The organism is Aquirufa sp. Wall-65K1, from assembly GCF_054558475.1.
On the sequence record NZ_JBPXKD010000001.1, the window covers coordinates 681,022 to 693,956 of the forward strand.

At 38.9% G+C, this 12,935-nt stretch carries 9 protein-coding genes; 4 read left to right on the forward strand and 5 right to left on the reverse strand.

Annotated features, from left to right (window positions below; genetic code table 11):
• Positions 1-70 precede the first annotated feature (70 nt).
• From ACST15_RS03080 to ACST15_RS03095, 4 genes are all read right to left on the reverse strand, one after another.
• The gene (locus tag ACST15_RS03080; protein WP_459453177.1) at positions 71-1,255 is read right to left on the reverse strand and encodes a helix-turn-helix transcriptional regulator; all 1,185 of its coding nucleotides are present in this window, start codon (positions 1,253-1,255) and stop codon (positions 71-73) included.
• A 144-nt stretch (positions 1,256-1,399) separates the two neighbouring features.
• Positions 1,400-4,558, reverse strand: a complete 3,159-nt coding sequence (locus ACST15_RS03085) for a PVC-type heme-binding CxxCH protein (RefSeq protein ID WP_459453178.1) — start codon at positions 4,556-4,558, stop codon at positions 1,400-1,402.
• A 99-nt stretch (positions 4,559-4,657) separates the two neighbouring features.
• Positions 4,658-6,109 (reverse strand): Gfo/Idh/MocA family protein, encoded by a 1,452-nt coding sequence (locus ACST15_RS03090; protein ID WP_223144260.1) that lies wholly within the window; start codon positions 6,107-6,109, stop codon positions 4,658-4,660.
• Positions 6,110-6,197: 88 nt separating this feature from the next.
• Positions 6,198-7,505 carry a hypothetical protein gene (locus tag ACST15_RS03095; RefSeq protein ID WP_459453179.1) on the reverse strand — a complete coding sequence of 436 codons (1,308 nt, stop codon included), beginning with the start codon at positions 7,503-7,505 and terminating at the stop codon, positions 6,198-6,200.
• A gap of 276 nt (positions 7,506-7,781) precedes the next feature.
• Between ACST15_RS03095 and ACST15_RS03100 the strand changes: the two genes are divergently transcribed.
• Genes ACST15_RS03100 through nagA form a run of 4 tightly spaced genes read left to right on the forward strand, consistent with a single transcriptional unit; the run spans position 7,782 to position 12,220 of the window.
• Positions 7,782-9,125: a Gfo/Idh/MocA family protein gene (locus ACST15_RS03100; protein ID WP_459453180.1), complete on the forward strand. Its 1,344-nt coding sequence runs from the start codon at positions 7,782-7,784 to the stop codon at positions 9,123-9,125.
• Positions 9,097-10,251: an acyltransferase family protein gene (locus ACST15_RS03105; RefSeq protein ID WP_459453181.1), complete on the forward strand. Its 1,155-nt coding sequence runs from the start codon at positions 9,097-9,099 to the stop codon at positions 10,249-10,251. The genes ACST15_RS03100 and ACST15_RS03105 overlap by 29 nt, the downstream gene beginning before the upstream one ends.
• Positions 10,252-10,262: 11 nt before the next feature.
• A complete protein-coding gene (locus tag ACST15_RS03110; RefSeq protein WP_459453182.1) occupies positions 10,263-11,027 on the forward strand; it encodes a glucosamine-6-phosphate deaminase in 765 nt (254 codons plus the stop codon).
• The gene (gene nagA, locus ACST15_RS03115; RefSeq protein WP_459453183.1) at positions 11,027-12,220 is read left to right on the forward strand and encodes an N-acetylglucosamine-6-phosphate deacetylase; all 1,194 of its coding nucleotides are present in this window, start codon (positions 11,027-11,029) and stop codon (positions 12,218-12,220) included. Before ACST15_RS03110 ends, nagA begins: the two co-directional genes overlap by 1 nt.
• On the opposite strand, the gene ACST15_RS03120 is transcribed toward nagA, so the two are convergent.
• Positions 12,215-12,931: a 3-keto-disaccharide hydrolase gene (locus ACST15_RS03120; protein WP_459453184.1), complete on the reverse strand. Its 717-nt coding sequence runs from the start codon at positions 12,929-12,931 to the stop codon at positions 12,215-12,217. The genes nagA and ACST15_RS03120 overlap by 6 nt on opposite strands.
• Between the last annotated feature and the right edge of the window lie 4 nt (positions 12,932-12,935).

Sequence of the window (12,935 nt, forward strand, 5' to 3'; positions counted from 1 at the left end):
TTCTTTACGAATTTAAAAAAGAGAACAATGTATTCGTTAAAATTTTAATTAAAATTTAAACAAGAGAACATTAGTTTAAGTACTTAGCGAAGTACTGACCAGGTGAGACACCTTTAAGCTTCTTAACCGCAGCATTAAAACTCTGCCGGGTACCAAAGCCCGATTCTGTGGCTATAACCTCGATTTTGTACGATTTCCAGCGTGGATTATCTCGACATTGCTCTTCTGCATATTGAATTCTCCATGAATTTACATAGTCTGTAAAGGAAAAATCACGCTCTTCTTGTAAGGATATACGTATCAATCTTGGTTTAATTTTCAAACTTTGCGCCACCAGATTTAAAGAAATGTTTGATTTTAAAAAAATAAATTCAGATTCAAAATATCGATCCAATTTTTCCAAAATTGATTTATTCTTTACATTGATTTTTGATTTTTCTAAATTAAGGGCAGAATTTGATAGGGTATTTTCAGGAATTTCTCGATAAGAATGCTGAAAAACTAGACCTTTTAAGTAGGGGCCATCCAATAATCGAGGATTCAAAAATAGAAACAAGGCCATGAAAGCGAATTCCCCTGCATAGAGAAAATCCCTTGCTGTGGTTTGTACCTGCTCGGGATACATGAAATTAAAAGCAATGTGAAAGCACAAAACGACAATTTTTAAGAACAAATCTCCAGTCAGCCAGAATACAATCAATTGATTCTTTAGTAAAAAGGATTTAGAGACGGACTGATAATATTTAAACAACTCATAAGCCGTCCAAATCATGTAAGAGATGTAGGAGATGCCCTTTAGGTAAAAATGAGTTCTCATGGAAATCAATCCGAAATTAGAATGGTAGTTATTAAAGGTACTTTCCTTAATAACCGCATTAATCTCGGCCAATTTGCTTGCCTCAGAACTTAGATACAAAGGTAAAAACTCCAAAAAATGAAAGAGAAAAGGAAAAAAGTGAAGAAAATAAACCTTGGTAAATTTCCTTTCTGGATACAATAAAAAATGTTGGAATAAATAAGATAATGGCCCAATCAGATAGAATAGAGGCGATATTATCCTAAAATAATTCGGATGATCATAAATAACGGGTAACTGTATATAATAACTACAATAGAGTTGTATACCTAATTGCAAAAACTGTAGCCCCAAAAGTCGAGTAGCTAACAATCCTTTCTTGATCAACAAGCTAGCCCCAAATGCAAAAAACAAAAATCCCAAAAAATACAGGTAATAGTTTATGGTTATTTTTTCCATAAGCAAAGAAAAATCATGAGAATGACCTCATTGATTGATCGTTTTAAGAGTAGTGTGTACAAGACAAAGAATAAATATGGGGAATTTTACTTGATATAAAATAAAAAACGGCCCCGTAAAGAGGCCGTTTTTATTAAAAGCAAACTAATCTTCCATAGGATGTTCCGAAAGGAGCTTATCTACTTGATAAAAATCTTTTTTACCAAGGACACTGGCTCTAACTTCCTTCACTTTTTGAGGAGTAACTACGGAACCTTTATTTCCGAATGCATTTCGGATATAGGTCAAGACATCAGCTATTTCCTTATCATTCATCAATCCACCAAATGGAGTCATAGGAACTTGTCCTGAATATTTAACACCGTTCACCGTCATTGGTCCCATTAATCCATTTAATACCAATTTTATCAAACGATCTTGATTTCCTGTTACCCATTTAGAGCCCGATAATGGAGGAAAGCCTGAGGCCGTTAATCCTTTACCATCTAATTGGTGACAGGTACCGCAATAACCCTCTTTTCCGAACAAAGCTCCACCAGCAGTATAAGATTCCAGATCTGCTCCTTTTAAATTAGTGGCCCCATAAACTTCTTTCTTACGCTCCACGCCTTTTCCGCTAAGGTGTGCGAATGCTGTTTCATAGGTATGGATCATCCAATCATCTAATGGCTTCGTTTTGGCCAGAGCTAAAATTGGCAAACCCTTTGCTGGACCAATCCAAGAGGCCGCTACGATGGCTTCCAACCTTACTCGACCATGTTTATCTTGAGCAGCTTGAGTTAACAGCGCAGCTTGATTCGGCAATTGATGACCATTATAACGAACAGCACGTACCGCCGCTGCCCGAACATGGTAATCTTTTGCTTTTAATAATTGGCTTAATAAAGCTTGGTCAATTTTATTCATCCCCCAAGTAACCCAAAGGGCTTCTAGTGCATGATGCTCATAATTAGGGTCATTATTGTCTAATTTAGCTACCCATGCCTTGGTTTTACTAATTACCTCAGCCACCTGACGGCCTCTTAATTCCCGACGAGTACGGTACCTAGTTCTGTATTCAGGCAACTTTAAATTTTCTAATAATTCATCTATTGAAGCTCCATAAATCTTAGCAGGCTTAAGTAATGGACGAGATGGATAAGTAATTCTATAGATACGACCATGTGTATGGTCTCTCAATGGATCACGAGCATTATGTTGCATGTGACCAATCAGAATATTATGCCAATCAATGAAATATAAAGACCCATCTGGCGCAAATTCCATATCTACCGGTCTAAAATTACGATCTTCACTCTTGACCAAATCCACACGGTGCTTGGACTTATATCCTGTACCATCATCCCAAATTTGATGCTGCTTCATTCCTAAGAAACCAATGGTATTGTTAATTAACATATCACCTTGAACTTCATCTGGAAAATGTCGGCTTGAAATAAACTCTAAACCAGAAGTAGGTCTAACCCGATGTGCCTCCTCTATCAAATTATATGATTTATGATTGGCCTCACCATAACGGTTTAAAACACTACCAGGCATCATCCAACGAACATCTGGTCCCGAAGTTTCAGCAAAGAAATTTTGTCCCCAACGATCAAAAGCGATACCCCAAGGATTAGGAATCGATAACTGAGCCACCCTTTCTAAATGACGACGAGTAGGATTAAAACGATAGAAACCACCATTTGTAGCACGAACTGTTCCATAAGGAGTCTCTACATTGGTATGTAAAAATACCCCTTCTCCCATATAAATAGCTCCTGATTCATCTGAAACAAAGGCATGAATCTCATGATGTGAATCATGATCATCAAATCCACTGTAAATGATTTCTTTGCTATCTGCTTTATCGTCTCCATTGGTATCTTTCAACAAGACCAAATTGGTGCCTTGACTAACAAATACACCTTCTTGCGTAATTTCAAATCCTACGGGTAATTGTAAGTGGTCGGCAAATACAATTTCACGATCCGCTTTTCCATCTCCATTGGAATCTTCATAAATCAAGAGCTTATCATTCGGCTTGGGGTCTCCTGGCTTATAATGAGGATAGGTTGGCATAGCTGCCACCCAAAGTCGGCCTTTGTTATCAAAAGTCATTTGAGATGGCTTAGCCAAATTTGGAAATTGCTCTTCTGAGGCAAATAACTCCAATTTATAACCTGTTGGAACTTGAATGGATTTTAAAGCCTCTTCGCCATACAAATACCGTAAACTTCCGTTTTTCTCTGGATTATAATTCGTAGTCACCGCAGGCAAGGTCCTCGTTTTTTTATCTTCTGCTTCTACATCCAAAACTTTACCTTCTCTAGCCGCCAACCAGATAGCCTGCTGGCGAATCTGAGTCATCTGGCGAATCTTCTCAATTTCAGCGGGGTAATTATCTGGACCGAATGGATTATATCGTCTACCATATACGTGAACTCCATTAGGAATCTTAAAATCATTATGCCACATCCAGTTCTTCTCATCTACCGCCGCTTGAACCATCGCTCTGCGAGATTCTACCTCTGTGGATTTCTTACCAAAAAGTTTATCGGCTAAAAACAAAGAAAGGCGCTGGTATCCAGCATTATTTAATTGTAGTCCATCTATGGTCAAAGGTTCTTTACTTTCCTCATACCATTTTTGTGAGATCTCAAATACATCTAAAAACAATACATTATTTTGTTCCGCCACTTCCTTCATGGCTTTGGTATAAAGGGCCAAATTCTCATTTTCTTTCTTACCATTAGGTAAATCCCTAAGAGAACTAAGGTCTTCAAAAGCGATCGGAGAAACCAAAGCTAATTGAGGCGAAGCAAGACCATTGTATTTTTGATTTTTTGTATGTTTGATGAAAGCGTTTAACTCAGCCTTATAATTTTCAACCCTCGCTGGTCCTTCCGTTGATTCAGAATATCCAAAAAAGGCGATGACAATGTCCGTTTTTAGTCGGCTTAACCACACATCATGCTTTTCCAAATGCCCCTCACTTGCGGAATTTTTGGCAAATTCCAACTGAAATTTCTCCGCTCCAGGGAATGCCCAAGGATCATTTCTAGAGGAATGAGGCCTAAATCCAGGTGTGTCTCCACCATCGCACAGGTTTCTTACAGTCAATAAACTATCAGGGTAGCGTAATTGTAATTCGGTTTCAAAATGGTCAAAATTGATCATTCGTGAACCTAGGTTATTACCTACCAAGGAAATGGTCGTGTTTTTTTTGATTTGTAAGTATGGTGAATTGGAAGGTTGAAAAGAGCTAAATGCTATGATAGCTATTACAATACCTAATATCCCTAATCTGATTTTATAGGACATAATCTAATATTTATTGTTTAATGTAGTAGGGGTAATTTCGAGGGTAATCTTAAAAACAAAAAAAAGATGGACCCTGTGGCAGGATCCATCTCTGAGGTTTTAATTTCCAAGTGTCCAGCCTTCGCGATAGGTTCTCTTGACAAAGGCATTGGCAGCGTCGTAATTGGTAACGCGCATGTTTTGATTATCCCATAACAACTTCGTGTTTGATCCTGGATAATGCATTCCATTTCCTGTTTTTCTAGGTACAGGGATATCCGCAACACGGATAGCCAAGTTAGCCATCAAAATAGCTTCTGTCAAAGGACCGGCCATTTCAAATGGTGAACTTAATTGCTTTTTGCCATATCCTGCAATACAGCCTTCTACCCACTGAGCATAGTGACCGTCTGCACTACCTGGTACTCGCTCTAATTTACGAGGAACTTTTACTTCTTCGTTTCTAGATAAAGGTAATAAACGAGGGTTAGCTGCATATTCGCTAGCCATCATTTTTCCTTTGGTACCTATGAACAAGATTCCTGAATTACCATCGCCAAACATTTCATCTGGACCTAATTCTTCTGGTCTTTCTGGCTTAATACCACCATCCATCCAGTGCATGGTAATAGGACCTTGAGTACGATCCGTTTTAGGGAAAGTTAAGGTAGCATGACTTGAAGGAGGGCAACTATCTGGGAAAAATCCACGCTTTCCAAAAGCAGTAAATACACTACTTACAGAAGCTTGTACGTCTGATGCATATTTTAGATTCAATACACGGAAAGGAGCTTCCATTAAATGGCAACCTAAATCACCCAATGCTCCTGTACCATAATCCCACCAACCTCTCCAGCTACCTGGAATTAAGTTGTCTACATAATCCTTATAAGGAGCAGTTCCTAACCATAAATCCCAATCCAATCCTTGTGGAACAGCAGGCTTATTGCTTGGCCATGGGATACCTTGTGGCCAAATAGGACGATTCGTCCAGATTTGTACCGTATGTACATCTCCAATGATACCCGCATCAAACCATTCTACCAATTGACGAACACCGTCTCCTGAAGAACCTTGGTTACCCATTTGGGTTACTACTTTATATTTTTTTGCAGCCTGAGTTAAGGCTCTTGCTTCGTAAATATCATGCGTCATAGGCTTTTGCACATACACGTGCTTACCTAATTGCATGGCAGCCATAGCCTGAATAGCGTGGTTATGATCAGGTGTAGAAACAGAAACAGCATCAAAACTTTTTGACTCCTTTTCTAACATCACACGCCAATCCTTATAATACTTAGCTTTTGGATAAGCTTCTACGGAATCCTTAGCCTGACGATCATCTACATCACATAGAAAACCAATGTCAGCCTTGCCACTTTGAGCAAAATAACGTAAATCTGATTTTCCTTTACCTCCTACTCCGATACCGGCAACAACGATTTTATCACTGGGAGCTGTAAAGCCTTTTCCGCCCAATACGTGGCGAGGAACAATCATAAAACCAGCAGAGGCTAAACTGGCAGACTTAATAAACTCCCTTCTGGAAGCATCGGATTTTTTTAGTTTCATAGGTCTAATTTTATAAGGTAATTGGAATTGTCAAATCCTACATGGCAATTCAATCTTCAAAGCTATAACAATTTTGCATTTGAACAATTCAATTTAAACTATTTTTAATCCTACGATGACTTGTAGGCTTTTGGGCTTTGGATGCTAAATCGATTAGGACTTGATAAGGAACAGAAACTGATGTCATGTAAACAGGATTTTGTTGGCTCGTATCCGTAAAACACTCCCAGGGGGCGCCAAATTCCTTTCCTTTTCTAAAATCTCCTTGTTTTAAATCTTGGATAAACTCATCAATCAAGTGCTTTGCTTTTGAATTCGGGCATAAAGACATGGTATAGGCTACCCAAGCAGTGGCAGTAGACCAATAGGCCCCATTTTGATAGGTATCTTTTTTCACTAAACTTCCTTCCCAAGCTGTTTTTTCACTAAAATCGTCCGATTTTAAAACATGCCTCACAGCTCCGCGATAGGCCAATTCTTTGTCTAAATAGGCACTATTCAATCTTTGAGAAGCCTTCATTGCATCTTTTCCATGTAATACTCCCAAATAAACTGCCCAAGCTGTGCTCCAAACATCTGACTGGGCACTTTTCCCAGTGGAGGCTTTTAACATTCCGGTGGAATTCAGAAAAACACGAATGATTTGTTGTTTTACATAACCTGCGCGCGACTGCATTTGTCGAAATTCAACCCGATTTCCTTTCCATTGATATAATTCAGCGATTTGTAATAATGCCTGATAACGTAGTAAGGAACTAAAACATAAATCTCCTGTGATGTGGATGGCATCCCGAAAACCAAAATCTACTCCCCTATTCTTTTCATGCACGCTAACCAATTGATTGACAGGATTAATAGGCACAGCCTCCAAAGCTAGGAGCAAGCGTTGAAACAAGCTAATTCCTCTAATGGGCTGATCTAGTATTGTTAGGTCTTTGCTTTGTTTTACATATTCGTAAGCCATTTGAATAAAATAAAACACATCATCTAAAGGAGGTTGATAGCCCCAACGAGTTTCTCCTTGATTTTCAACCGAATAGGTTCCAGGGAAATAAATAGCTTGCCCATCGTCGATTCGGATATGGTCAGCTATCGCTCCCCGGGGAATTATCGAACCAAATTTAGTCTTCCTCAATACGTCATTTTGTGTCCTTGCCGTTACCATCAACATGTGTTTTTGTTCTTCCCATGACATCATCCCTGTTCCTACCGACATAGCATAATCACGAATCCAAAAAGCAGGATAAGAAGACCTCCCTCCTGGACGAATTAAGGTTCCACCGGTTTGATTAGGTCCAAAATCTGGGGATATACGCTGATTGGGTAAAATCCTAGAACTATCAATTACCGCTTGAGTCAATTCTTTTAGAAAATCTAAATCAGATTTGCTGACCAAGCTTTGTGCGTGGATTGGTAGGGAAGAAAAGAGGATGACTATGAAAAGAAAACGCAATTGAAAAAGATAAAGAGTGAAAGGTAAATTTTAGCTTTTAATTAATTTATTTGATGGCATACAAGTTTCTACAAGATTGTTCGCTTATCCAAATATTTGTAGCTCCAAATTCTTATTTCTACATTTCAAATCAGGCTTGCAAAAATGCTTGCAATTGATAACTTTGGAAATGAAATGCCTCAATGGCTCAAAAAAATAAACCTATTTTAACTCAAGATAATGAAAAATTCACGCAGGAACTTCATTAAAAAGGCATCTACGGGAGCAGCCGTATTATCCATAGGAGGAATTCTCCCAAGCTTTTCTGCTAAAAGTTACAGCCATATTCTTGGTGCCAACGAAAAGATCACCGTGGCTTGTATGGGGGTGAATAGTCGAGGTTTAGCCGTTGGGAAGAATTTCGCTGCACAAAAAAATTGTGAAGTATTGCATGTCAGTGATGTGGATTCCCGCGCAGCTGATATTTGTATCAATGCCATAGAAAAAATACAGCACAAACGTCCTAAAGCTACCCCTGACTTCCGAAATGCCTTGGAAGATAAAGATGTTGATGTCCTGATCGTCACCGCTCCCGACCACTGGCATGCCCCAGCTGCCATATTAGCTTGTTCAGCCGGGAAACATGTGTACTTAGAAAAACCTTGTTCGCATAATCCCAATGAGGGGGAACTTTTAGTAAAAGCGGCCGCTAAACACAAAAGAATCTTGCAAATGGGAAACCAGCGTAGATCATGGCCCAATGTAGCGGCAGCCATCGCTGAATTACATGCGGGGGTAATTGGCAAACCATATTACGCTAAAACTTGGTATACCAATAACCGAGCATCCATTGGAATAGGAAAAGAGACTACAGTACCTTCTTGGCTAAATTATGATTTATGGCAAGGTCCTGCGCCAAGAAAGGCCTTCAAAGATAATTTAATACACTATAACTGGCATTGGTTTTGGCATTGGGGAACTGGAGAAGCTCTAAACAATGGCACCCACATGGTTGACTTGGCTCGGTGGGGTTTAAATGTACATTATCCTACCAAGGTTAGCTCCAATGGAGGTAGATATCGCTACCAAGACGATTGGGAAACACCTGATACCCAAATGATTAATTTGGAATTCGAGAATAAATCATTGATCACTTGGGAAGGAAGAAGCTGTAATGGGAAATCCGTAGAAAGCCAAAGTGTTGGAGTCATTTTTTATGCCGAACAAGGTTCCATGTTGATTGAAAGTGGAAATTCTTATAAAATATTCGACCTAAAGAATAACCTAGTGAAAGAAGTCAAAAATGACTTTGCCGTGGATGCTCGTAATTTGGCAGATCCTGCTTCCAATCTGGATGCTTTGCACATTCAAAATCTATTTGATGGAATCAAAAAAGGAGTGGCTGTTAATTCAGATATTTTAAGTGGTCACCAAAGTACTCTCCTTGTCCAATTAGGTAATATTTCTCAGCGCATCGGTCGAAGTCTTCAAATAGACCCTCAAAATGGCCATATTTTAAATGATAAAGAGGCCATGAAGTTCTGGAGTAGAACTTATGAAAAAGGTTGGGAACCTAAAATTTAAGCCGATGGCTAGTCCAGAAAAAGATTCATTTATCAGTCAGCGCTTACATTCCTTGGATGCTCTGCGGGGCTTTGATATGTTTTGGATTATGGGGGCAGATGAACTCATCCATAAAATAGCAGAACAAAGCCAATCACCTTTTTGGCAAGGTTTAGCCCATCAATTTAAACACGTAAAGTGGGATGGTTTCCGAGTATACGATTTAATCTTTCCCTTGTTTATATTTTTGGCAGGAGTATCTACCCCATTTTCCATTGGTAGATCTTTGGACCAAGGTAAAAGCAAGGCTGATGTATTAAAAAAAGTAATAATAAGGGGCTTAAGCTTAGTTATTTTAGGTATCATTTATAATGAAGGTTTAGAAATAAAGCCCATCGCTGAAATTCGGTTTTCCAGCGTTTTAGGAAGAATCGGTATAGCCTATATGATGGCTAATATCATTTATTTATACACCCAAGAAAAAGCTCAAATCATCTGGTTTTCAGGATTGCTATTGGCTTATTGGCTCATACTTAAATTTACCTCTGCCCCAGGTTTCCCAATGGGTGATTTAAGTGAGCCAGGGAATTTCGCCTCCTACGTAGATCGAAGTATTTTGCCAGGCAGACTATCTCGAGGAATACATGATACCGTAGGTTTTTTCAACAATATACCAGCCATCAGCACCGCATTGGCTGGTATTATCACAGGAATATTCCTCAAAAAACAGGAATATCAAGCTATACAAAAGGTTAAATGGATGTTGTATGCAGGGATCACTTCACTCCTCATTGCCCAAATATGGAATCTAGATTTCCCTATCAATAAAAACCTGTGGTCAAGTTCATTTGTGATGCAAACCACTGGGCTAAGTCTATTATTATTAGCTCTATTTTATTATATCATGGACGTAAAAGGCTATCAAAAATGGGCCTTTTTCTTCCAAGTTATTGGAATGAATTCCATCCTCATTTATTTATCTGGACATTTTATCGATTGGGATTATACCAATAATGCCCTATTTACCTGGTTATTTCAACTCTTCGGAGAAAGCTTTTCAGTTTGTCTCTCCGTAGTTTGTGTGATCTTAATTAAATGGGTATTTTTAAGATTCCTTTACGAAAAAAAGGTCTTTTTACGCGTCTAAAGCCTATTACATTGAAACTACACATTTTTTCTTCTCCTAAAAATTTAGGACAAGCTTCTGGCAGCTTAGCTGCAGAACATATCAAACTGGCCATACAAAGTAAAGGTCAAGCTAATATCATTTTAGCCACAGGTACAAGTCAGTTCGAAACCCTGAATCAATTAATTCAAGAAAAAGACATCGACTGGAGCAAGGTTGTCTTATTTCATTTAGATGAATACATTGGCTTATCCATCGAGCATCCAGCTAGCTTTAGAAAATACTTAACAGAACGCTTTATTCAATTAGTACCAACTTTACAAGCTGTTAATCTAATCAATGGAGAACATGATGCAGAAGCAGAATGCCAACGATTAAATAGCATTATTTCCCATCATCCTATTGATGTGGCTTTGGTGGGCATCGGTGAAAATGGACACTTGGCATTTAATGATCCTCCCGCAAATTTTGAAACTAAAGATCCCTATATCGTGGTTCAATTGGATGAAGCATGCCGCAAACAACAAATGGGTGAAGGGTGGTTTCCTAGTTTAGAAGATGTTCCCCAGCAAGCCATCAGCATGTCGATTCAACACATCATGGCTTCCAAGAAGATCATTTGCTCTGTTCCTGATTTCAGAAAAGCAGAGGCCGTAAAAAATTGCTTGGAGAATGAAGTAAGTCCTTGGTATCCTGCCAGTATCCTTCAAAAACATCCCGATTGTTCCATGTATTTAGACCAACATTCGGCTGAATTACTTTCTCCTTCCATTAAAAAACAAGCCTTTACTGCCTAATGAACTCAAAACTTTCCCGATATAAAATCCATGGCGGTGCAGTCATTTTAAGGAATGAAATCCTTTCGAATGGGACGGTATTGGTTGAAAATGGGAAAATTCTTGAGGTAGTAGCTGGGAATGTGGATTTTCCCGATTCCATTGAAATAAATGCAGCAGGAAAGTACATTTCGCCAGGTTTTATTGATATACATATTCATGGCGGTGGTGGCCATGATTTCATGGATGGAACGGTAGAAGCTTTTTTAGAAATTGCCAAAACGCATGCGCGCTATGGCACTACAGCGATGCTTCCAACCACTTTAACTAGCGAAAAAGAAGATTTAATTTCAACCTTAGAGGCTTACCAAAAAGCTCATAAAATCAATACAGAAGGAGCTAGTTTCATAGGCATGCATTTAGAAGGGCCCTATTTTGCTTTAAGCCAACGTGGGGCTCAAGACCCAAAATACATTCGAAATCCAGATCCAGAGGAATACCAATTCATCCTTGAAAATTACGATTGTATCAAACGCTGGTCGGCGGCACCTGAACTTCCAGGGGCTTTGGAATTTGGGGATTATGTCAATGCTCAAGGTGTTTTAGTAGCCTTAGCTCATACTGATGCCATATTTGAGGAAGTCGAAAAAGCTTTCCACCATGGCTATCGATTAGCCACCCATTTTTATTCGGCTATGTCGGGGGTAACGAGAAAAAATGCATTTCGATATGCAGGAGCAGTAGAAGCAGGGTATTTAATCGATGACATGGATGTGGAGATCATTGCTGATGGAGTTCATTTGCCCTCCCCACTTTTGAAGCTCGTATACAAAATCAAGGGTGCTAATAAAACAGCCTTAATCACTGATGCCATGAGAGCAGCAGGTTTGCCTCCAGGAAATTCAATTTTGGGTCATAAGGATAAAGGTTTAGCAGTTATCATTGAGGATGGAGTCGCTAAATTACCAGATAGAACTGCTTTTGCCGGAAGTATTGCTACCACCGATCGATTGGTTAGAACCATGTTGCAAATGACGGATGTACCCTTATTAGAAGTTATTCAAATGATTTCTGCGGTTCCAGCTAGAATCATGAACATAGAGGAGCAAAAAGGTAGTTTATCAAAAGGGAAAGACGCTGATATCCTCATTTTTGATCAGGATATCAACATCCAAATGACCATGGTGAATGGTCGAATCGTCTATTCCTTATAGTTCTTTAATCTTGATATTCTTAAAAGCGACATTGTGTCCATGGTCCTGCAATAAGATATGCCCTTCCTGTATGTTTGGGTAATTGGGAAAAGTCTTGAATTTACTTTGCTGAAAACCATCTAAAAATGCTTTAGATTTTCGGTTGATGGAGACAATCAATTTACCATCTAAATAATGTTCAATCTGATCATTATTAAAAACGATACGTGATGTATGCCAAATAGAAATATCAACATCAGGCTTTTGAGCGGCCGCAATTTGGTATAGTGAACCTGTTTTTATCTCAGCAGGTAGATGTTTATCATTGTAGATAAAGTCGGCATCGTCTATTAATTGGTATTCATAGCCTGGTTGCGAGCCACCAGAAGCTTTGGGCATTTTTTCCTCGACCAAATACTTGACGCCCGAGTTACCTAGTTTACCCAATTTCCAATCGAATCGTAAATCAAAATTTCGGTATTTTTTTAAACTGACTATATCTCCTCCATCGGCTGCTTCTCCCCCATTACTTAATTCCCCCAGCAAGGCTCCATCACGAATCACCCATCCTTTTTTTGGAAAATCATTCATAAAAGCACCACGCCACCCTTGGGTAGTTTTACCGTCAAACATCAAAGAAAAACCAGAGGACTTTTCACTTTTAGTTAGTGTATTATCCCTGGAACAAGAACATAAAATACAAACAATCAATAAGCTATATAAAATTTTCATCGTT

Coding starts and splice junctions, on each gene's coding strand:
- ACST15_RS03080 (WP_459453177.1), bottom strand. CDS start 1,255: ATGGAAAAAATAACCATAAACTATTACCTGTATTTTTTGGGATTTTTG.
- ACST15_RS03085 (WP_459453178.1), bottom strand. CDS start 4,558: ATGTCCTATAAAATCAGATTAGGGATATTAGGTATTGTAATAGCTATC.
- ACST15_RS03090 (WP_223144260.1), bottom strand. CDS start 6,109: ATGAAACTAAAAAAATCCGATGCTTCCAGAAGGGAGTTTATTAAGTCT.
- ACST15_RS03100 (WP_459453180.1), top strand. CDS start 7,782: ATGAAAAATTCACGCAGGAACTTCATTAAAAAGGCATCTACGGGAGCA.
- ACST15_RS03105 (WP_459453181.1), top strand. CDS start 9,097: ATGAAAAAGGTTGGGAACCTAAAATTTAAGCCGATGGCTAGTCCAGAA.
- nagA (WP_459453183.1), top strand. CDS start 11,027: ATGAACTCAAAACTTTCCCGATATAAAATCCATGGCGGTGCAGTCATT.
- ACST15_RS03120 (WP_459453184.1), bottom strand. CDS start 12,931: ATGAAAATTTTATATAGCTTATTGATTGTTTGTATTTTATGTTCTTGT.